Below are 22,938 nucleotides of genomic sequence, written 5' to 3' on the forward strand. Positions count from 1 at the left end.
GAGAAGAGAGTAAAGTTTAGCCTCACTTCTCACTTCCCACTCCTCACCCCTCATCGCTCACAATTGATAACCCCTCTACCAATAGTGAAGGGGTGGCGTAATTCCCCACCCAACGGACATCTTCGCCTAACACCACATTTTTTTTCAAAGCATTGTAGACATTGCCCGCGATCATCGTATCTTTGACCCGGCCAATGATTTCACCCTGATGAATGCGATAGCCCAGATCAACATTAACGGCAAAATCCCCCGATAAATCCCCACCTCCTCCCAAAATTTGATCCACCATTAGACCCTCGCGGATCATGCCCTGTAAGGCGGCGGGGCGATGATTGCCGGGGGTGACGATTAAATTCACTAGCCCAGGGCTGGGATAACGGCCGAGGCTGGTGCGGAAACCGTTGCCGGTGCTGCTCTGGCTCAGTTGGCGGCCGACGCGGCGATCGCAATACATCCGTTCAAAAATCCCTTGGTTGATCAAGGCAAACGCCTGGGTGGCCATGCCTTCGTCATCCATGGGGCAATAATCATCTCCTTGGTGGGGATCTTGGTGGAGCGTGAGATTGGGGGCGAGGAGCAGATCCCCCTGCCGTTTACTCCAGGGAGAAGCTTCTTCTAAACAGGCTTTGCCGCTCATGGCTTCTTCCACCACTTCCCAGAAGAGTGGTGCAGCTTTGGGGGTAAAGAGGACGGGCATCACACCGAGGGGAGCGGGGGCGTGGTCTTGGGCTGAGGTTAAATGGTCAAAAATCCGGTCTAGCAACGTTTGGCAATCGGGAAGCCTTGCCCCTTGGCTGTCGAGATCATCATAAATCCCTAAAAAATCCTCCCCTCGCACCCATTCCACCCCTAAGCTGGCACTCAATCCGGTGGTGCTGTACCCGCCGCGAAAGCCGCGACTGTTGAGCAAAAGGCTGGTTTCGCGATCGCACTCCACTGTTAAGCCACAGAGAACTTCAGGGTAATGATCGAGGATTTGGGCGATCGCCGCCTGCCCCCAAGGGATTAACTGGGTGGGTTCAAACCAATGGCCGGGATCTTCCCCCTGAAAGGAAGGGCCTGCGTAAAGTTCAATTTCTTCAGGGGGATTGAGTTCGGCGATCGCCTTCGCTTTAGCCACTAAAATTTCCGGCTCCACCGCCCCATAGGCCACCGCCAACCCTGGCCGCCCCTCCACCCACAACCGCAGGGCCATCCCCTCGGAGGTGCTACTTTCCAACTGTTTGAGGCGATTGGCCTCAAACACCACCGGCTGGCTTTGGGCATTGGCGCAATAGACTTCAGCGGCTGCGGCTCCGGATTGTTGGGCCAGGGTTAAGACCTGTTCGGCCAGGGAATAATTGCTCATGGATTGATGAATTTTGCTACTCCTCTCTCCCACATTTTGGGAGAGGGGCTGGGGGTGAGGCTTAATACAAGTCGTAACGCAATAGGGTACAGGCTAATGTGCCGTTGAACACGGGAAACCGTTGGCTGGCTTTCAATCCCACTTCCTTGCTCAGGGGTTTCGTCGTTAAGACATAGGCTGTCCAGCCGGTGAATCGTTGTTTAAACAGATCCCCTAATTCTCGATAAAACCCTTTTAATTCCTCCGCTTCCCCCAAACGATGGCCGTAGGGGGGGTTACAGATTAACACTCCCGGCTCTTCCGTGGGGGGGCGCACTTCCGCCATATCCTGAAGTTTAAAATCTACCTGTTGATCTAACCCGCAATGGGCGGCATTGTCCCGCGCCTGTTGGAGGGTTTGCAGATCGCGATCGCTCCCCACAATGGCCGCCGGGAGTTGGGTTTTTCGCGCCGCCTCGGCTTCGGCCCGCAATTGGGCCCAGAGTGGAGCATCAAAATCCGGCCAGCCCTCAAAACCAAACTGAGCGCGAAATAAACCCGGGGCAATATTCAACGCTTTGAGGCCCGCTTCGAGGGGAATTGTCCCCGAACCACAACAGGGATCGAAGAGGGGGCGATCGCCCTGCCAATCGATATGGGCCAACAACGCCGCCGCCAAGGTCTCCTTGAGGGGAGCCACCCCTACCCCCGGCCGGTAGCCCCGTCGGTGTAAACTACTCCCAGAACTATCCAAACTGAGAATGCCCCGCCCTTGGTGGATGTGGAGATTGAGCCGCACTTGCGGATTGTGGGGATCAACGTTGGAGCGCCGGCCCGTTTGCTGTCGTTGTTGATCGACAATGGCGTTTTTAACCTGGAGAGCAGTGAAATGGGTATGGTTCAACTCCGTGTTTCCCCCCGTGCAGTCCACCGCTAGGGTCTGTTCCGGGGAGAGATAATTCCGCCAATCCACTAGTTGCACTTCCCGATATAACTGTTTAGCATGGGAGCAAGGAAATTCAAGAATAGGGACGAATACCCGGAAGATTGTTCTCGCCCAAAGATTAACGCGGTAAAGCAGGCGGCGATCTGAGTCAGCAGACCCATCGCCCCAAAACTCCACCCCAGTAAATTGGGGCTTCACCTCCGTTGCTCCGAGGGTTTTCAATTCTTTCGCAGCGATGGCCTCTAGGCCCCGCGCAACTGTTGCAAAGTAACGTACCATTCTTGCTCTTCCCATTCCATCCTTCCATCTTCCCCTGAAACGGTTCCCAAGTACAAAAGCCCCCTGGGGTCAGCCAGAGGGCGCAAGTCCATCAGTCAGGTTCAGTCTCGACCGAAGCGGTTAAACCGTCTCCGGTCGTTTTCTGTTCCCTGGAAAAAAGCTTAAGGGATTAATCGTGAAAAACTTGTGAAATGCCGTGAAATGCTGTGAAATTTCTTGAGCATCCTTAAAGTTTCTTAAGTTTCCGCATTAAACTGGGCTGCGGCATCCCGCAACGCCACCTCAACGGTTTTTTGTCCCAACATCGCGGCCTGTAAGTTTTCATAAATGGCCTTTTGGAGCAGGTTGAGATTGTCCATGGGGGGAATCAACACCTCCGCATCGGGCAACTGCTCCGCCCCCACCTTAATCGCCTGCTCTAGGGGCGTAACATCGGGCTTGCCACTGAGAAAGGCAATATATTTTTGTAATGCCGGTTGGGTGGAGGGTAAAACATTGGCCGCCTGGGCAAAGGCCAGTTGATTGTCGCTGTTGGTGACATAGCGGGCAAATTTAACAGCATCCTCGGGGCGATCGCTATCCCGTGGCACGACCAAATTCATCACCGCCACATTCTTTTTCCCTGTTTCCCCCGTAATTTGGGGGGCAGCGGCGGAAACAGCAGCCACTTCCGGGGCATTGGTTTCAATGGCCCCTAAAAACTGTGCCGATGTAGCCAACAACGCTGTTTCTCCCGCTTGATAGAGATCAATGGCATAGCGATGGCCTTGAGTCAGCGCCTCCGGTGGCAACAATTGGTCTTGATATAAACTCACCCAATACTCAAAAGCCGCCAACCCCGCCGGGCTATCAAAGGCCGCTTTCCCCGCCTCATCCACCAACTCCACCCCCATCTTCACCAACGATTCCAACACTTCCCCCGAATCCTCCGGCACAAACGTCACAAAAAAGGCATATTTCCCCGTCTTGTCCTTCACCGCCCGCGCCACCCTTGCCAACTCCTCATAGGTAGCAGGGGGCGAGGCAACCCCCGCCTCAGTGAGCAATGCCTCGTTATACACCGTGATTTGCGTCGTCAAATACCAAGGCACACCAAACGCCTGATCATTGAGGGTTCCCGCCTGCCAAATTTTCGGCAGGTATTCCCCCTGGTCTTCCGGGGTGAGGGCATCGTTTAAATCGAGCCAAGCGTTGCGCGTCGCCAGTTGGGAGGCAAATTTTGGGTTTAAATTCACCACATCCGGCGCAGTTTGGGCCGAAACCGAGGTGAGAATCTTCGCCTCCATCGCATTCCAAGGCACATCCTCCCAACGCACGGTAATCTCAGGATTCTCCGCCTCAAAGTTAGCGATTAACTCGGTAAAGTATTCGGTAAACTCCGGCTTAAGTTGCATCGTCCAAAATTCTAGGCTGTTGTCCGTTTGGGGCGCACCGCAACTGGTGAGCCAAGTCAGACACAAACCAATCAAGCCATAACAGAGGGTGCGCAGGGCGGAACGACGGTGCAACATAGCAAAGCCAAGGGGAAAGAATTCGAGATTCACTATAACCCACGAGTACCCTCAATGCTGGGAAGAAAATCTCGCCCCTGGCCTGGTGATTTGGGGAGAAATTTGGGTAGATTTAGACTACACTCAGGCTAAACCCACCATTGTCTGCACCGCCTGGACGCACAACGCCCATGTTCAACTCCGTTAAAAACCTATTTGCTAAGAAGGGCAACGGCATCGGTCTGGAGATCGCGCCGGAGCGGATTAATATTGTCCAACTGCGTAAGCAGGGGCAAAACTATAAGCTGGTCACGTTTGTGACGGAAGAAGTCCCTGAGGGGATCATTGAGGAGGGTCGGATTCTCGACTCCCCTGCATTGGCGGAACTGATTCGCGAAACCCTCGATAAAAACAATATCAAGGCGAAGAAGATTGCCACCGCTGTCCCGATGCGGGAATCGATTATCCGCTTGATTCCGATTCCTTCTGAATTGGATGATCAGGAACTCAAGGATATGGTGCTGAACCATGAGGCGGGGTTGTATCTGCCCTACCCCCGTGAGGAGGTGGATCTCGATTACCAAAAGTTGGGCTTTTTTGAGGATGAGGACGGCATTGAGAAGGTGCAAGTCCTGCTCGTGGCGACGCGGCGGGAGGTGACGGATATGTATCTAGAGACCTTTGAGCAGGCGGAACTGGAGATCGATGTTTTAGAGATCAATAGTTTTGCGCTGATCCGCACGATTCGGGAGCAGTTGCGGGCTTTTGGCCCCCAAGAGGCGGTGGTGTTGGTGGATATTGAGTTTGAGAGTACGGAGATTGCGATTATTGTTGATGGTGTGCCGCAGTTTTCCCGGACGGTTCCCATTGGCACGTTTCAACTCCAAAGCGCCCTCTCCCGGGCGATGAATTTGCCCACGAAGCGCGATACAGAAATGCTTCAGGGGATGACGATTCCCAATACGCCAGTGGATGGGTTGCGCACGGGGGCGACGGGGATTAATCCGGGGATGGCGGCGTTGCTGCGGGTGTTGGGGGAGTTGACCGATGAGTTGCGGCGATCAATTGATTTTTATTTAAATCAGAGTGCAGATTATGAGGTGGCGCAGTTGCTCTTGGCGGGGCCCGGCGGGGGGATTGGTCAGTTGGATGAGTTTTTTACGAACCGGCTGAGTTTGCCCGCCGAACAGATTGATCCCGTCACCGCGCTATCCTTGGAGATGGATGAGGAGATTCCGGAGATTCTCCGGCCGGGTCTAGGGGTGGCGTTGGGTTTAGGGTTGCGGGAGGTTTAGGGTTATGTATAGTTTAGATGTTAATTTCCTTAAGGATCGGGCGATCGCCGCTTCTCCGGGGGCGGTGGCCAAGGCAAAAGCCCCCACCCGTAAGGTGACGCTGACGGAGTTGGTTCCCCTGATTGGGGGGGGCGTTGGGGCGTTGTTGGTGTTGGCGATCGCTGGAGGTTGGTGGGGTTATCAACGGTTACAAATCCAGCAGGTCAATGAACAATTAATGATTCTGGACGGCCAAATCACCGCCCTCCAGCAGCAAAACGCGAAAATTCAGCAACTCACCACGGAGATTGAGGTGGCCAATCGCCAAACCAACGGATTAGCGCAGGTTTTTGCGCGGATTTTTCCTTGGTCAGCGATTATTGAAGATGTGCGGGTGCGCATTCCTACCGGGGTGCAGTTGCGATCGTTCCGGGTAGCCGCAGCGGATGCAGCGGCGGCAGCAGCCCAGCCCCCCAGTGCCGCGCCCCTTGCCGATGGCACAACACCACCACCACCGAACACGATGCCCGTTGTCACCCTCGACGGCTATGCGGATTCCTATGCGGCGGTGAATGTTTTTTCCGTGAGTTTGCAGCGTTCAGCCTTTTTCAGTGGTGATACGGTACGGCTCACAGGTGTTGAACAAGTGGCGGATCCTAATGCGGTGACGGTTCCGACGGGACCCGATGCTCAAGAGGGAGGGAACGTCAATATTGAACTACCCCCGGTGGTGCGCTATTCGATTACAGCGAATATCCGCGACTTGACCACCCTCACCAGTGAGGACTTGATTGCCCAATTAAAAAATAAGCAAAACTTGGGTTCAGTGATTCGTTTGGAAACGTTAAAAGAAAGGGGACTTCTCGAATAATGACTTTTGTCGATGACTTAATGGACGATCAGGAGAAGGAGGCTTCTCCCTATCCTTCTTTCATGGGAACTTCCTTAACACCGGCTGTTGGGGGCGGTTTGTTGTTCTTTGCGGGTCTAGCGGGGGCGGCGGCGATCACCTATTGGCTGATTATGCCGACGGGGGCGGAGTTGGCTGCTTTGCAATCGACGGTGGATCAAAAGCAATTGGAGCGGACGAATCTGGAGCAGGCCCAAGCGCGGATCAGCCAACTTGAAGCCGATTTACAGGTTGCCCGTGGGGATCAACAGGAGGTTCTCAGTCTGTTTGCGGGGGAAGAGGCGAGTCAGACGTTGCTGGTCACGGTGAGTCAGCAGGTGGAAAACAGTCAGGGAAAATTGCTGAAATTTACGCCGCCTGCTGTGCCGGAGAAGATTGAGGATGGCAGTTGGGGCCCTGATGTCAATGGTTTATTAAAAACCCAAACCCTTGAGTTTCAGTTTGAGGCGGGTTTTAGTGAAACGATGACGATTTTGCGCAATATTGAGCGGTTACAGGCGTTGGTGGCGGTGAAGTCGATTACGTCGGAGGTGACGACCCAAGAGGAGCGGCAGTCTTTGTTAGGGGGGGAGGTGACGACGACGGGGGGGCCGTTATTGACGACGAATCTGAATTTACAGCTCTTGTATCCGGTGAGTGCGGAGGAGTTGGCGGCGGCGGCTCCGGCGGCTGATCCCAATGCGGTTGATCCGGCTACGGGGCAGCCGATTGACCCGAATGCTGTGCCTCCGGTTGACCCGAATGCGGCTCCGCCGCCGCAGTAGTCTCTACGGGTTGGGAAATGTGGGATTAAGATGGGCTTGATGGTGTTTGTTATTGAAAGTTTTTGAGGAGTTGATTATGGCGAGATCTTATTTAAATGCTGTGGGTTTTGTGGGTGCGGCGGCGGTGGTGGCGTTGGTGGCCCAACCGGCGATCGCCGCTTCGGTGGAAATTGTCGATGTCCGGCTCCAGCGGGGGGATCGGGATTTTCAGTTGGTGTTACGGACGGTGACGGGGAATGAACGCCCGCAAATCCTGACGGTGAATCAGGGTAATCAGTTGATTGCGGAGTTGGTGGATACGCAATTGAATATCAATGGCAATCGTGCGGGGTTTCGCACGGAGAATCCGATTCCGGGGATTGCGGCGATTGAGTTGGTGGCGAGTGGCCCGAATACGGTGCGGGTGATTGTGACGGGGACGGATGCGCCCCCGGTGGGGCAGGTGTTGCAACGCCAAGCGGATCAGGTGGTGTTGGGCTTTACGTCGGCGGCGAATGCGGGCGATCGCGCTGCTGTTCGGCAACCTGCTAATGCGCCGTTGCCGCCGCCGATGCGCCCTGAAGCCAATGATCAGGGGGTGGATATCCAGGTGCTACCGCCTCCTGGCCCCAATGCCCCCAGCCCGACGACGACGGCTTCTCCGGTGGCTCCGCCGCCTTCGGGAGAACAGTCACCGCTGTTCCAACTGGATCCGAGTCTTTTTGCCCAATCTACGCCCCGCTCTGATGTTTTAGTTCCGAATCCAGAAATTACGATTGATGGGGGGCGACCGGCTCCGGCGGCTTTCCCGGCTCAACCTGTGTCTCCGGCTCCGCCCTTTTTGCCCCGTGCGGTAGCGCCACCCGTGGGGGATATTGCGGTGGCAACGATGAATGTCCAACCTGAATATATCGACTTGGGTACAACACAACCTATCTCACTCCGTATGGAGGAAGCACAAGCAGATACCGTTTTAGGACTCTTAGCTCGCTCTGCGGGTCTAAACTTAATTTTCACCAACGCCGCAGCAGATGGTGCTAATAGTGCAGGTAGTCCCGAAAGTAGTACTGTTTCCCTCGACCTTGAAGGTGAATCGATCCAAAACGCTTTTAATTACGTTTTGCAGGTTGCAGGACTTGAAGCTCAACGGCGAGGCCGAACAATATTTGTCGGAAGGCGTTTACCAGAAGGAGCAAAAGATTATGTTAGCCGAACATTTCGTCTAAACCAAGCAACTGCTGAAACAGTTGCTAACTATTTAGCAACTCAAGGTGCAGAAGTCCAGCTTGTTACACAAACGCGGCGTGAAATTCGAGATCCTGAAACAGGTCGATTACTTGAAGTTGTATTTGATTCTCCTGCAATTTCTAGCGTGAGACCGACCTTAGATAATGCAGCTAATCTACCATTGCGAAGATTGGCAGTTTCATCAGATGAACGAATGAACACTATTACCGTCAGTGGAGCAGCGGAAAAAGTAACACTTGCCAGTCAAATTATTCAGCAACTTGATGCCCGGCTAAGGCAAGTCATTGTTAATGTAAAAATCATTGATGTTAACTTACAAAATATTGGCCGATTTGGAACAAGCTTTTCCTTTGGTTTAGGAGATACGGGCATCATCAATCAAAGTGGTGTTGCCATCATTAACTTTGGTACTGACGATACTAATGTTATCCCTAGTCTGCAAGGCTCAGGTCAACGTGCTCCTGTGTCTACAGATATTACAGGAGATACCGTTGGCTCAACGACAATTGGCACTATTGGTTCTCGAAGTTTTAATGTGATCAATGAGTTTTTAGCGCAACTACAAGCTTCTATTCAAAACAACAATGCAAAAATTCTCACTGATCCAAGCTTAGTTATTCAGGAAGGTCAAACAGCAGAAGTTTCACTGACTCAAGAAGTCGTTACGGATGTTACCGTTGAGCGCGATGTTAGTGATGGTTTAGTTACAGTAAGCACTACAACGGAAAAAGGAGAAGTTGGTTTAAAACTAGCAGTCAATGTGAGCCGTATCGATGACAACGGTTTTGTTTCTTTATCTCTTGCCCCTGAAGTTACCTCAATTGGTAATACACAAACAGTAAACACCGCAGAAGGAAGCAATGTGATTGCGTTACTTAACACACGCCAACTCGGCTCTGGTTTAATTCGGATGCGGGATGGGCAGACTTTGATTTTATCGGGGATTATTCAGGATCAAGATCGGGTGAATACGCAAAAAATTCCGATTTTGGGCGATTTACCGATTATTGGCTCTCTCTTCCGTAGCACCAGCCGCACCAATGAACGGAGAGAAGTGGTTATCCTCGTCACGCCGCAAATTCTTGATGATTCAATGCAATCAACCCCTACTGGTTACACCTACACCCCCAACTACGACACCCAACAAATGCTCCAACAACAGGGCATCGGCTCCCCCAGCCCCAGCCCCCGCTAACAACCCCCATCCATGAAATCCCTCACCCCCCCCGTGGGGGATTTTTTAATGGCCTAAACTTTCCTCAATCTCCTGGCGGACTTGGGGAAATTGGGCGATCGCCCTCTGCAAATCCGCAATTTGGAACTCCGTCGCATAGGTCGCCAACTCCTTCGTATAGGCCAAAAGTTGCGGACAATGATAGGTTTTACCCAACCCCTCTAACCGCTCAATAAACTGGCGAATCTCCCCCATAATCAGCGTTTTGGAAATTTGCACCCAAGCCGTCGCCTCCTCCTCATAAAGTTGGCAGAGCAACAACTCCCCCTCAATTCCCGAAATAGGCGCAGGGGGTTCAAAACTGAAATCATTGCGGCTATATTCATGGGCATCCATGGCCAGCAAAGCCGGTAGGGGTTCCGGAATAGAGGGCGCATGGGCTGCGGGTACTTCCACATGGGGAAACACCACCATAAACGTACTCCCCACATTTAACGCACTGGTGAGCGTAATCTTGCCCCCTAACATTTGGGTTAACCGTTGACTGAGGGCCAAACCTAACCCCGTCCCGCCATACTGACGACTGTGATGGCCCTCCACCTGACGAAACGCATCAAAAATAATCTTTTGTTGTTCCAGGGCAATCCCAATCCCCGTATCTGCCACCGTGATCGCTAAATCAATGGCGCAGGGATTGTCCGCATGGGGTTCCCCCCGGACAGTGAGCGTCACCATACCCGCTTCCGTAAACTTGAGACTATTGCCGACAATATTAAAGAGAATTTGGCGTAGGCGCGTCACATCGAAGTAAATTTGCTCCGGGAGATTGGGGGCAATATCAAGGGTAAACGTCAGGCCCTTTTGTTGGGCAGAGGGGGCAAAAACCCGGTGAATTTCGAGGATGAGCGATCGCAGCACCATCGGTTCATAGTGGAGCTTGAGCCGATCCGCCTCAATTTTAGCCAGATCTAAAACATCATTGAGCAACCGCAATAAAGCATCACCACTCCGCTCCATCAAGGTTAAATTTTCCCGCAAATCCTCCACCGGAATCTGCTCAACATCTTGATTCATAATTTGACAAAACCCCAAAATAATATTTAAGGGGGTGCGAATTTCATGGCTCATATTCGCGAGAAATTCACTCTTAGCCCGGTTGGCCATTTCCGCCGCCAGCTTGGCCTGCTTGAGGGCATCATTTTGAGCAATAAGTTGGCTAGATTGTTTTTGGAGTTGTTGTTGAGAATGGTGCAGATAGTCAAAAATTCGTTGCCGCTCAGTCAGCGTTGCCGAGAGAACCAGAGCAGTAATGCCGATAATACCTAAAAACCCCTGAAGCAACAGCAAAGAATCAACCAAATGAAGCTGAGAACTGACCTTCATCCCATCCACAGTACCCAAAATACCGATCAAGGTAATTAACAATAATAAAGTGCTGACCCCAAACTGCCCCCAGCGAAAAGCAGCAATAATCAAGCAGGGAATCAGCAAATAATTAATTGGATATTGCCGCACAAAAGCGCCATAGCTGATCACCACAATTGCGCTCAACATTCCCACCACTTCCCCGATCCACAACAGCTTAGAATGTTGGGGAATTTGCAGCACTAAGGCTAACTGACTACTTAACCATTGGTGAGCATCTTGCCGCCGGTTCATCCACCACCGCACCGCATCGGAACTACTTAAACAAAAAGGGGTGAGGAGTAATACGCCGGTAACGTTAGAAATCCACCAGGTTCGCCAATCCAGCAAGGTCGTGGTCAGGGTCATAGGTTGCCCCAAGTTGACCCCCAACACGCCCCCGGTGGCATGAATGGCGGTTCCGCCCATGGCGGTAATTAAGATGAATAAAAAGATATCCCTGGGTTGATTGAGGGGATTGCGACGACCAATGAAGCGGCGTAACCCTTGGACACCGTAGTAGGTTCCGGCGGTGTTGGTGGCGGCAATAATTCCGATTTGTAAAAGCGCTAAGGGCCAAAGGGGCTGATGGGTGAGGATCATCCCCCAATTGGCCAAGATCGAGCCGAGGGCGATCCCCGGTAAAAGACCGTAACCAAAGAGCAAAATAATTCCACAGCCCAGGCCGTCAGGGAACCAAACTGGTGTGATCTCTTGGGGAGTGCTTGCTAGATAACGACAGAAGAGGGAAAGCCAATAATAGCCAAGGGCTAGGGCAATAATTGCGATCGCCTGCTGCCAAGGATGAGGTCGCCAGGAAATTTTCATGAAAAAAAAGGGCTGTGAGCAAACGAAACCTAGGCAAAGGTGGAAAAACCGCCGCCCGTGGGGGGGACATCCTGCCAACGGCCAGGGCCGACCGCCCGCACCGCTTCTTGTAAATCTAGATCCCCGGTATAGATGGCTCTCCCGACAATCATGCCTGTTACACCATCAGATTCTAAGGTGAGCAAACTGAGAACATCGGTGAGGGAACTTACGCCCCCTGAGGCAATGACGGGAATCTTGACGGTTTGAGCCAATTCTAGCAGCGCCTCTAGATTGGGCCCCTGCATTGCGCCATCGCGGTGAATGTCGGTGTAGATAATCGCAGCGGCTCCGATGTGATCCATGCGTTGGGCTAAATCCTTGGCGGCAACGGTGGAGGTTTCCAGCCAGCCCCGCGTTGCGACTTGGCCGTTGCGGGCATCAATGCCGACGATGATCCGCCCTGGAAATGTGGCACAGAGATCGGCGACCAAATCCGGCTGTTCAACGGCGATCGTGCCGACAATTCCCCACTGTACCCCCAGGTCAAAGAGGGCTTGAATGCTGTGGCGATCGCGCAGGCCGCCCCCCACTTCAACAGGGATATGGATGGCTTTAACGATGGCGGCGATCGCCTCCCGATTCACCACCGCTCCCGCCTTCGCCCCATCGAGATCCACTAAATGTAAACGAGTGGCTCCGGCTGCCTCCCACCGTTGGGCAACGGCAACGGGATCAGCACTAAAAACTTCCGACTGTTGATAATCGCCTTGGTAGAGGCGGACACATTGCCCCCCCAACAGATCAATAGCGGGAATGACATCCATAGATTTGATTCATAGTTCACTTTCAACCCTTGCAGCATAGCGGAGATTGATCGCCCACGCATATTCCTTACAAGGAGTTTAAAAATCCCTGAATCTCAGAACTCCCTAGGGGTTTGACCCTCTGAGGGGTCTTGCACTGAGCATCCTTACACCCCGTTAATCGCTGAAACAAAACAAAAGTCCTGCTCCCTAAAACCTCAGCCCTTGCCGAACTCACCCCGATCGCTACAATTTCTCATCACCAACGTGATCGCGATCGCCCCCTAGTCAAGAATTCCTGAGAAACGTTAACATTAGTTAATATCTCAACCTTAAACATCAACGAGAGCGAGCAAAAAATTGCCATGGCTCCGGATCTCTAGCCCTCTCTGGCTTATAACCCACCCGCATCTCACCCACACCCTTGACATTATCTAGGAGTTCAACCGCGTGAACAACAGCAAAAACAAAAAGTGGCGCAACGCCGGACTGTACGTCCTCCTCGTCATCGTCCTTCTCGCCCTCGGCTCCGCCCTCTTCGAGAGTCCCCGCGACACCAAAGAAGTTTGGAAATATAGCCGCCTGATCCAAGAAGTACAAACCGGCAAAATTGAGACGATCAAACTTTCCTCCGATCGCACTCAAGCCCTCGTGACATCCCCCGAAGGCGCACAAATCCTCGTTAACCTCCCCAACGACCCCGAACTGATCAACATCCTCACCACCAACGGCGTAGATATCGCCGTCCAACCCCCCAAAGATGATGGTGTGTGGTTCCGGATCCTCAGTAGCCTCTTTGTGCCTGCGCTGTTGCTCATCGGTTTATTCTTCCTCGTCCGCCGCGCCTCCAGTGGCCCCGGCTCCCAAGCGATGAACTTTGGCAAATCCAAAGCCCGCGTCCAAATGGAACCCCAAACCCAAGTCACCTTTGGCGATGTGGCAGGGATTGAACAGGCGAAATTGGAACTCACCGAAGTTGTAGACTTCCTCAAAAATGCCGATCGCTTCACCGCCATTGGCGCGAAAATTCCTAAAGGCGTGCTGCTTGTCGGCCCTCCCGGAACCGGGAAAACCCTCTTAGCCCGTGCCGTTGCCGGTGAAGCGGGTGTACCCTTCTTCAGCATTTCCGGCTCGGAATTTGTGGAAATGTTCGTCGGTGTGGGGGCTTCCCGTGTTCGCGATCTGTTCGAGCAGGCAAAGACCAACGCCCCTTGTATCGTCTTCATTGATGAAATTGACGCAGTGGGTCGCAGTCGCGGCGCAGGTCTCGGTGGTGGTAACGATGAGCGGGAACAAACCCTCAACCAACTACTCACAGAAATGGATGGCTTTGAAGGCAACACCGGCATCATTATCATTGCCGCCACGAACCGCCCCGATGTCTTAGATGCGGCTCTACTCCGTCCCGGTCGTTTTGACCGTCAAGTGGTGGTCGATCGCCCCGACTATGCAGGCCGCAGCGAAATTCTCAACGTCCATGCCCGGGGCAAAACCCTGGCCAAAGATGTGGATCTCGATAAAATCGCCCGCCGTACCCCCGGCTTTACCGGTGCGGATCTCTCCAACCTCCTCAACGAAGCGGCGATCCTCGCTGCCCGTCGCAACCTGACGGAAATTTCCATGGATGAAGTCAACGATGCCATTGATCGCGTCTTGGCGGGGCCGGAGAAAAAAGACCGGGTGATGAGCGAACGGCGCAAAACCCTTGTGGCCTATCACGAAGCAGGTCATGCTCTTGTGGGGGCGCTGATGCCGGATTATGACCCGGTGCAAAAAATCAGCATCATTCCTCGGGGTCGGGCTGGCGGCTTAACCTGGTTCACCCCCAGTGAAGATCGCCTCGATTCCGGTTTATCCTCCCGTTCCTACCTCCAAAACCAAATGGCCGTCGCCCTTGGCGGTCGGGTGGCTGAAGAAATCGTCTTTGGTACGGAAGAAGTCACCACCGGAGCCTCCAGCGACCTCCAACAGGTGGCGCGGGTGGCCCGCCAAATGGTGACGCGGTTCGGGATGAGCGAGCAACTGGGGCCGGTGGCTCTCGGTCGTCAGTCTGGGAACGTGTTCATGGGTCGGGATATTGCCTCGGATCGGGATTTTTCCGATGAAACGGCGGCAATGATTGACGAAGAGGTGCGTAAATTGGTGGATCAAGCCTACGCCCGAGCCACCCAAGTCCTCAACGAAAACCGCCACATCCTCGATAAATTGGCGGAAGTGTTGGTGGATAAGGAAACCATTGATGCGGAAGAGTTACAGGTGATTCTCAATAGCAACGATGTGAAGATGGCGGCGATCGCCTAATTCCCCCGGCTCACAACAGAGCCTCACAATCCAAAATCATTTCAAAGGGAGCATTGCTCCCTTTTTTTATGGTTTGCTGACGAATCACTATGTATAGCGTGTTATAAGATCAAGGCTGATTGAATTACACTACATCTTGTTACGGCAACCATTCACACAACCATGACCCTAGCGACATCAAAACCGATCACTTCCCAAAAAAATGACCTCCAAGTCATCAAACGGGATGGAACCACAGCCCCCCTCAACGTTAAGCGCATCCGCGAGGTAGTGGAATGGGCCTGTGAGGGTTTGGCGGTTTCCACCATTACCCTCGAAGCGGGCTTGAAAACCCGTTTACGCCCTGGGGTCAGCACCCGCGAAATTCAGGACAACCTGATTGATTGCGCCTTGGGGATGTGTAGCCCCGATGAACCGGATTGGCGTTACGTTGCCGGTCGCCTCCATATCTGGAGCCTGTGGAAGGATACCCTCGTGGCGCGGGGCTACCAGTATGGGGATTATCCCAAGACCGTTGCCACCCAAATTGCCGCCAATGCCTACGATCGCCGCATCCTCACCTACACCCCCGATGAACTGACCCAAGCCGGTTCCTGGATCAAATCCGATTGGGATCTAGACTACGATTACGCGGGGGCCGTGATGTTTACGAAGCGTTATCTCCTCCCCAATGAATTGCCCCAAGAAGCCCTGTTAACCTGCGCCTTGCTCATTGCCTCGGTAGAGCAAGGGGAGGCGCGGATGATTTGGGCAAAACGGATTTATGAGGCGATCGCCCAACGGAAAATTTCCCTCGCCACCCCCATCCTCGCTAACCTGCGGGTTCCCGGCGGCTCCCTCGCCTCCTGTTTCATCTCCGCCATGGAGGACAACCTAGAGAGCATCTTCCATGAAATCACCAACACCGCTCGGATCAGCAAAAACGGCGGCGGTGTGGGCATGAACGTTTCCCGGATTCGGGCTACGGGGTCAACGGTGATGGGCAAACCCAACGCCAGCGGCGGCGTTCTCCCTTGGGTGAAGTTGCTCAATGATACGGCGATCGCTGTGAACCAGGGTAAATTCTGCCCCATTGCGGCGTAAGTTGCAATGAAAACTCCTCTAATTGCTGGGAACTCTCTAGTTGTCAATCATACCGAACAAGAATTGGTGCTAAACTAGAGACAATCAGCAGCCAAGGGAGTGCAAGATGTTACGAGAACAGCGTTACCAGTCAGAAATTCAGTTTATCCAGGATAACTATTTATCCATGACCGCGAAGGAAATTTCAGAAAAACTAGGGTTAGGAATTGACACTGTTAAACGACTTGCCAAGCAGTTTGTTTACGATGTTAATGATTCCCTTGGTATTTCTGGTCTTCCTGGTTATAAAGTTGTTGAGGGTTCCCCTATTCACGCAGTTAATGATGAAGGGACTGTTGTACGAATCCGAACCCATAAACCTATCCAACCCAGTGTAAATAAGAAGGGGTATCTTCAAGTTTGCCTTCAGGATAAAAAGAGCTACAGGGTTCATCGGCTCGTTGCCGAGAATTTTGTATCAAACCCTCACAACAAACCCCAAGTCAATCACATTGACGGGAATAAACTGAATAACTCAGCATCTAACCTTGAGTGGAGCACGAATGAAGAAAACCAATCCCATGCCATTGAAACTGGATTGTGGGATGGAATTTCTCAAAAAATATCGCAGCGTCAGATGGGTGAAGGGAACTCCCGATCCAAACTTAAAGAATCTGATGTTCTTGATATTTACCAACGTCTTCACAGGGGAGAAAGTGTCTGCTCTATAGCACGAATTTATGGTGTAAACCATGCTAATATTTGTGCTATTAAATCTGGTAAATCCTGGAAAAACTTGTACAACTTGCACTTCAAGGTTCAACGACCAGAGCGTGGTTGCTCGTAGCCCCAAGCGGGGCGAAATGGGGAGACTCCTAAGTCTAGGAGGGTGATATGGTCTGATCTGTTAGGCGACTAGCAGCAGTGGTTTAAACAAATTAAAACCACGGGGTAGGAGTAGCAAACCTACTTGAACAGAATGGGACGGCGTGCCGGGGCTGTGACAGTTTCCCTTGATATTTGGCACTTGGATATTCCTGAGTTTTTGGAGTGTCAAACTGAGAATGGTTAGTATTTAGCCCGTTATGTCAGTAATGGCATAACTGCACCCCCTGAATTGCTGGGAAACCCTAAAGCTACCCTAACCACAACATAGCTAGAAATGGCAAGTGTGACGGTCAAAAATAGAGCAGATGTAACAATGGGCAATCAGCAGCCGAGGTTCTTTAATCTGAATCAGGTTCAACGACTATTCCGTCAGGAAGTACATTCAAGCGAATGGAAGTAGGGGGCATCCTAAACCATAGTCATTATGGTAGGATGAAGATATAGTCTGGTCTTACATGAAAATGTAAGTTGCCGTCAATGTCTCTATAGGGCAACGTCAAAAAGCCCACGGCTATCGATGGAGTTACTGGAACGGCAGCCTTGAATGTCGCGTTTCAAGGTGAACATTAACGGATCAACGGCGTAAAGTTTATGACCTTTTTCCGCAACTTGTAATCGTCGATGAATTCATGCGACGAGTTGTGGCTAAACAGGATTGGACATTGGTCGATCCCTACGAAGTAAAACAGGTTTTAGGGATTGAATTAGCAGAACTGTGGGGCGATCGCTTTGATGTGGCCTACGCAGAAATTGAGCAGGCTTGCAACGAAGGGCGGTTAAGGTTATTTAACCGGATCAATGCCCGCGAACTCTTCAAAATGGCCATGCGTACCCAAGTGGAGACGGGGCTACCTTACATGAGTTTCAAGGATACGATCAACCGGGCAAATCCTAATCAGCATGAGGGCTATATTCCAGCAACAAACCTTTGTACTGAATCGTTCTCCAATGTTGTCCCCGGTCAATTTTCCCATACCTGCAACTTAGTAAGCCTCAATCTCGCCAACATCGGGGACGATCTCCCCATGCACTGCGAAACAGCCGTCCGCATTCTCGACAACACCATCGACCTCACCCATGCCCCCTTCCAAGCCAGCCAAAACCATAACGATCGCTATCGCACCATTGGCGTGGGGGCGATGGGTCTGGCGGATTGGCTGGCGGTTCGTCGCCTAGGGTATCAGCAAAAAACGGCCATTGGTGAACTCTTTGAGACCATCGGCTACCACACTACCCGCTACTCCATGGAACTATCCAAAGAACGGGGGGCTTACCCAGCATTCCCCGGTTCGGAGTGGAGCAAGGGCCACTTGATCGGGGCGAAACCTGTGGCGTGGTTTGAGGCAAATTCTGCCAATCCGGAGCGGTGGCGCAAACTTTCCGAAGATATCCAGACGCACGGGATTCGTAACAGTCACATCACGGCGATCGCCCCTAACACCTCATCCAGCCTTGTCCAAGGTTGCACCGCCTCCATTCTCCCCACCTACAGCCGCTTCTACTACGACAAATGGGCCAAAGGTGTTGTCCCCATCGCCCCGCCCTTTATCCGCGATTATTTTTGGTTCTACCCTGAGAGCAAAACCATGGATCAAAATATCGTGGTGGACGCTGTGGCCACAATTCAGCAGTGGATTGATACGGGGATTAGTATGGAGTTGTTGTTCAACCTGAACGCGGGGGTTTACTTCCCGGAAGAGCCGGATCGCTCCCTGACTGCCAAGGATATTTTTGAAACCTTAGTTCATGCCTGGAAAAGTGGCTGTAAGGCGATCTATTATATCCGCACAGTACAAAAAGACGACTACAAAGAATCCGACGGCTGTAGCAGTTGCGCCAATTAAGAAGCTTAACAAATTCAGGTGAATTACAATCTTAATTCACCTGAATTTTTAAGATTTAAAATCTATAAATGAACTTTTTGAACACTACAGACAACTTGTTTCAAAACAAAAAGATACCGCCTTCCCGAAAATGTTTTCAAAATAACAAAGGCTCCTAAAGGAGCCTTCGCCAAAAACTTATTTTGAAGTCTTCAGTATCCAGAACGTCTTTACCGGCTTTGCCTTGACCCTTATGGGTAACGGGATGCCACGCTGTTTTCGTGTCTGTATCATCCTATGGTGCATTAAGCCCAAGCTTAATGCACCATCTACATTTATATTTACAGTATGTTGTGCATTCTAGGATATGTTGCTGAACCATGTCAAGAGAATTGGTCAAAATACCATCCTCATACAATCTGTTGTTGCTGCACTCCCTTTAAACGCCCCTGACCAAGCCAGTTTAGAGAAATACGATATAATCCGTAAGGCCAAAGCTATTGGATTTAGCCAAAGGTTAATCTGAGCTTAAGGCTATTTTTATGCAGTTCTGATCAACTGTATTCCATTTTCTGTAATCAATAACAACATGATTCAACTGCCCACAGCGCGAATGCCTATCAATCCCATTTTCAACCCGGAGGGGGATGACAAAATTGAAAACCGTTCCCTGTGGTTCGGGAATGTGACCAATTTGATGCAGCTTAATGATGTGCGCTACCCTTGGGCGATCGCTCTTTATCAGCAAATGCGCGAACAGTTTTGGATCCCTCAGAAATTGGATGTCACCCAAGATGTGACCGACTATTGGAACCTGACCCCTGAGGAGCGGCGGGGTTTTGATGGGATTTTATCCTATCTCACCTTTTTGGATTCAATCCAAACCTGTAATATTCCCCATTTGAAAAGTTGTATCACTGCCCCAGAAGTCGCCCTCTGTATGGCAGAGCAAACCAGTCAAGAGGCAATGCATTCAGCTAGTTACCAATACATGATTGAAAGCATTATCCCGGCGGAGCGGCGCAACGAGGTTTATGATTTCTGGCGCACGGATAAAGTACTGTTTGAACGGTGTAAGTTTGTCGCTAAACTGTATCAAAATTATCTAGATCAGCCCAGTGCTGAAAATTATTTCATTTCCTTGGTGGCGGATTACCTTTTAGAAGGCTTGTACTTCTACAATGGTTTTATCTATATGTACAATCTGGCTTCACGGATGCTGATGCCAGGGAGTGCGGATATTTTCAAGCTGATCAATCGGGATGAATTATCCCATGTGCGCTTATTTCAGCGGATTATCCCGGAAGCGATGGAAGTTTTGCCCCATTCTCAAGATTTGGTCTATGAACTGTTTGATGCGGCGGTCAGCCAAGAAATTAAATGGTCAAACCATATTATTGGCAATCAAATTCTGGGAATTACGGAGGCGAGTACGGAGCAATATACCAAGTATTTGGCTAATTCTCGACTGCGGGCGATTGGTTTAGAGGCCATCTATCCTGATGAAAAATTCAAGAAATCGCCCTACGCCCATTTAGAGCGGTTTAGTGATACGAAAGCTGATGGCAATACGAAAGCCAATTTCTTTGAAGCGGGGGTGACGAGTTATGTAATGTCTTCTGGTTTAACCGGCTGGGATGAAATTTGATGCTCCTTACTTTCAAACAGTAAGGTATGTTAGCGGTTAAGCTACTTTTTGGCATCATGGCTTCATCGATTTGGTGATCCCCCCTGCCCCCCTTAAAAAGGGGGTGTTTTTTTAGGGGGGGGTGATCTCCCCTGACCCAGGAAAAAGGGGTTTTTTGTTTTAATGGTAGATGCTACTGAGAAATTTCTATAATCATAGAAAATTTGGATCACATCGGAGGATGATCATGTCAGTTTCATTGGCATCGCGCTCTTACCATGATCGCTCGGAAGAAGCGACAATCCAAATCCTAGCGAGTGATGGTGAGCAAGGCTTGACGGCGGAGATCATTGTTCAGCGTTATGAACAATATGGCTACAATGAATTACAATTCAAACCCGGTAAACCGGCGTGGTTGCGGTTTTTACTCCAGTTCCATCAACCCTTACTCTACATTCTCCTGATCGCCGGAGCGGTGAAGGCATCCCTGGGATCTTGGACGAATGCGGTGGTGATTTGGGGGGTGACGGTGGTGAATGCGGTGATTGGTTATGTCCAGGAGGCAAAGGCGGAAGGGGCGATCGCCTCCCTCGCTAAAGCTGTCACCACCGAAGCCACCGTCATCCGCGAGGGGCAAACCCTCCGGATTCCCTCACGGGATTTGGTTCCGGGGGATTTAGTCCTGCTCACCTCTGGGGATAAAGTCCCGGCGGATCTCCGCTTGATCAACTTGCGCAATCTCCAGGTGGATGAATCGGCACTTACGGGGGAATCTGTCCCGGTGCAGAAAAATATTGCGCTTTTGGCGGCGGATACCCCCCTAGCGGAACGGCTGAATATGGCCTACGCGGGCAGTTTTGTCACCTTCGGCCAAGGGCGGGGCATTGTCATTGCCACCGGCAGCGCCACCGAAGTGGGGAAAATTTCCCAATCCATGGAGCAACGGGTTAGTTTACAAACGCCCTTAACCCGCAAGTTTGCTGAGTTTAGCCATACGCTGCTCTATTGGATTTTAGGCTTGGCGGCCTTTACGTTTGTGGTCGGGTTGGGCCAAGGGGGGAGTTGGCTGAATATGTTTGAGGCGGCGGTGGCCTTAGCGGTGAGTGCGATTCCGGAAGGGTTGCCCGCTGTGGTGACGGTGACGCTCGCGATTGGCGTGAATCGGATGGCGCGGCGCAATGCGATTATCCGTAAATTACCGGCGGTGGAAACGGTGGGTAGTGCCACGGTGATCTGTTCCGATAAAACCGGCACGCTAACGGAAAATCAAATGACGGTGCAGCGGCTTTATGTGGGAGGAGATTATTACCAAACCAGCGGCGGTGGCTATAGTCCCGATGGGGAGATTAGCCCTGTGGAATCTGAGGGGATAGGGGCGCAAGATTTGCCGCCAGCGTTGATGGAATGCTTGATGGCGGGGTTACTGTGTAATGATTCCCAGTTGAAACAAACGGGGAATAGTTGGTCTGTGGTGGGAGATCCCACGGAAGGGGCTTTGATTACGGCGGCGAAAAAGGCGGGTTTGAGTCAATCGGGCCTAAATGCGGGGCGATCGCGCCTTGATTCCATCCCCTTTGAATCGGAATATCAATATATGGCGACGCTCCATGATGGGGATGTGCGGGTGATCTATGTTAAAAGCTCGGTGGAAGCGCTGTTGAGCCGCTGTGGCCAGATGGTGGATCGGGATCATCAGCCGGTGGCCTTGGAGCCGGAAAAAATTGAGGTAGCGGTGGAAACTTTGGCCGCCCAAGGGTTACGGGTTTTAGCCTTTGCCAAAAAAGAGGTGGGCCCCCATCATCACAATGTAGACCATGATCAGATCGAAACAGGTCTGATTTTTCTCGGTTTGCAGGGGATGATCGATCCGCCCCGACCGGAGGCGATCGCCGCTGTCCAAGCCTGCCAAAAGGCCGGCATTCAAGTGAAGATGATCACCGGGGATCATGTGACGACGGCAAAGGCGATCGCCCAACGGATGGGAATTACCTACCAGGGGGAAATCCACGCCTTTGATGGCAAAACCCTGGCAACGATGGATAATCAACAAATTGCCACAAGCATCAGCACCGGCTCCGTCTTCGCCCGCGTCGCCCCCGCCCAAAAACTGCAATTGGTGGAATCCCTCCAAGCCCAAGGCCACATCGTTGCCATGACCGGCGATGGGGTCAACGATGCCCCCGCCCTCAAGCAGGCGGATATCGGTATCGCCATGGGCAAAGCAGGGACAGAGGTTGCAAGAGAATCAGCAGATATGCTCCTCACCGATGATAACTTTGCCTCCATTGCAGCGGCGGTGGAGGAGGGGCGCACCGTATATCAGAATTTGATGAAGGCGATCGCCTTCCTCCTCCCCGTCAACGGGGGGGAATCCATGACGATCCTCCTCAGCACCCTCTTAGCGCGGGATCTCCCCATCCTTGCCCTACAAGTTCTCTGGCTCAACATGATCAACTCCATCACCATGACTGTTCCCCTTGCCTTTGAACCTAAAAGCAAAGGGGTGATGCAACAGGCCCCCCGGAATCCCGATGCCCCCCTGATCACGAAAAAACTCCTCAACCGGATTTTGGCGGTATCGGTATTTAACTGGATTTTGATCTTTGGGATGTTTGAATGGGTAGAAAGTACGACGGGGAACCTCGATCTAGCCCGCACCATGGCGATTCAAGCCCTCGTTGCGGCAAGGATTATTTACGAAGATAGTGCGGGAGTCTGAAAGCCCCGTCAATTTATTGCGGGGATGAAAGACGACACGAGCGACTTTAGTCGCCGTTTTGGGCCAGTCATGTTATGCTAATTACATTGTATTTCAAACGTCTAGGAACT

At 51.8% G+C, this 22,938-nt stretch carries 13 protein-coding genes and 3 pseudogenes; 11 read left to right on the plus strand and 5 right to left on the minus strand.

What is annotated here, in order from left to right; all coding sequences use genetic code 11:
- Positions 1–43 precede the first annotated feature (43 nt).
- The 3 genes from VB712_RS16860 to VB712_RS16870 form a co-directional block, all read right to left on the minus strand.
- The gene (locus VB712_RS16860; protein WP_323256828.1) at positions 44–1,348 is read right to left on the minus strand and encodes a TldD/PmbA family protein; all 1,305 of its coding nucleotides are present in this window, start codon (positions 1,346–1,348) and stop codon (positions 44–46) included.
- Positions 1,349–1,409: 61 nt separating this feature from the next.
- Complete coding sequence (locus VB712_RS16865; RefSeq protein WP_323256829.1) at positions 1,410–2,552, minus strand: class I SAM-dependent RNA methyltransferase; 1,143 nt, start codon at positions 2,550–2,552, stop codon at positions 1,410–1,412.
- A gap of 236 nt (positions 2,553–2,788) precedes the next feature.
- Positions 2,789–4,063, minus strand: a complete 1,275-nt coding sequence (locus VB712_RS16870; RefSeq protein ID WP_323256831.1) for a sugar ABC transporter substrate-binding protein — start codon at positions 4,061–4,063, stop codon at positions 2,789–2,791.
- 170 nt (positions 4,064–4,233) lie between these two features.
- Here VB712_RS16870 and pilM point away from each other — a divergent pair, with 170 nt between their 5' ends.
- The 4 genes from pilM (at position 4,234) to VB712_RS16890 (ending at position 9,412) form a co-directional block, all read left to right on the plus strand.
- Positions 4,234–5,337, plus strand: a complete 1,104-nt coding sequence (gene pilM, locus VB712_RS16875) for a type IV pilus assembly protein PilM (RefSeq protein WP_323256833.1) — start codon at positions 4,234–4,236, stop codon at positions 5,335–5,337.
- 4 nt (positions 5,338–5,341) lie between these two features.
- The gene (locus VB712_RS16880) at positions 5,342–6,187 is read left to right on the plus strand and encodes a PilN domain-containing protein (protein ID WP_323256835.1); all 846 of its coding nucleotides are present in this window, start codon (positions 5,342–5,344) and stop codon (positions 6,185–6,187) included.
- The gene (locus VB712_RS16885; protein WP_323256837.1) at positions 6,187–6,990 is read left to right on the plus strand and encodes a hypothetical protein; all 804 of its coding nucleotides are present in this window, start codon (positions 6,187–6,189) and stop codon (positions 6,988–6,990) included. Before VB712_RS16880 ends, VB712_RS16885 begins: the two co-directional genes overlap by 1 nt.
- A gap of 76 nt (positions 6,991–7,066) precedes the next feature.
- A complete protein-coding gene (locus VB712_RS16890; RefSeq protein WP_323256839.1) occupies positions 7,067–9,412 on the plus strand; it encodes a secretin N-terminal domain-containing protein in 2,346 nt (781 codons plus the stop codon).
- A gap of 45 nt (positions 9,413–9,457) precedes the next feature.
- Here the strand turns inward: VB712_RS16890 and VB712_RS16895 are convergent, their stop codons facing one another.
- Both VB712_RS16895 and hisA read right to left on the minus strand, forming a co-directional pair.
- Positions 9,458–11,623, minus strand: coding sequence for an MASE1 domain-containing protein (locus VB712_RS16895; protein WP_323256841.1), 2,166 nt, complete (start codon positions 11,621–11,623; stop codon positions 9,458–9,460).
- Positions 11,624–11,652: 29 nt separating this feature from the next.
- Positions 11,653–12,429: a 1-(5-phosphoribosyl)-5-[(5-phosphoribosylamino)methylideneamino]imidazole-4-carboxamide isomerase gene (gene hisA / locus VB712_RS16900; protein ID WP_323256843.1), complete on the minus strand. Its 777-nt coding sequence runs from the start codon at positions 12,427–12,429 to the stop codon at positions 11,653–11,655.
- 429 nt (positions 12,430–12,858) lie between these two features.
- Here hisA and ftsH3 point away from each other — a divergent pair, with 429 nt between their 5' ends.
- The 7 genes and pseudogenes from ftsH3 to VB712_RS16930 form a co-directional block, all read left to right on the plus strand.
- The gene (gene ftsH3 / locus VB712_RS16905; RefSeq protein WP_323256845.1) at positions 12,859–14,709 is read left to right on the plus strand and encodes an ATP-dependent zinc metalloprotease FtsH3; all 1,851 of its coding nucleotides are present in this window, start codon (positions 12,859–12,861) and stop codon (positions 14,707–14,709) included.
- Positions 14,710–14,871: 162 nt separating this feature from the next.
- Positions 14,872–15,768, plus strand: a pseudogene (locus VB712_RS16910) (ribonucleotide reductase N-terminal alpha domain-containing protein); the annotation flags it as partial.
- 130 nt (positions 15,769–15,898) lie between these two features.
- Positions 15,899–16,618: an HNH endonuclease signature motif containing protein gene (locus tag VB712_RS16915; RefSeq protein ID WP_323256848.1), complete on the plus strand. Its 720-nt coding sequence runs from the start codon at positions 15,899–15,901 to the stop codon at positions 16,616–16,618.
- Between the two features lie 123 nt (positions 16,619–16,741).
- Entirely contained in the window at positions 16,742–16,843 is a 102-nt protein-coding gene (locus VB712_RS20565; protein ID WP_416236378.1) for a hypothetical protein, read from the plus strand.
- Positions 16,844–17,231: 388 nt separating this feature from the next.
- Positions 17,232–18,503: pseudogene (locus tag VB712_RS16920) on the plus strand (ribonucleoside-diphosphate reductase subunit alpha); the annotation flags it as partial.
- A 592-nt stretch (positions 18,504–19,095) separates the two neighbouring features.
- Entirely contained in the window at positions 19,096–20,130 is a 1,035-nt protein-coding gene (locus VB712_RS16925; RefSeq protein ID WP_416236381.1) for a ribonucleotide-diphosphate reductase subunit beta, read from the plus strand.
- Positions 20,131–20,356: 226 nt separating this feature from the next.
- Positions 20,357–22,807: pseudogene (locus VB712_RS16930) on the plus strand (HAD-IC family P-type ATPase); the annotation flags it as partial.
- Positions 22,808–22,938 lie beyond the last annotated feature (131 nt).

Source organism: Spirulina sp. CCNP1310, from assembly GCF_034932185.1.
Lineage (GTDB): Bacteria > Cyanobacteriota > Cyanobacteriia > Cyanobacteriales > Spirulinaceae > Spirulina.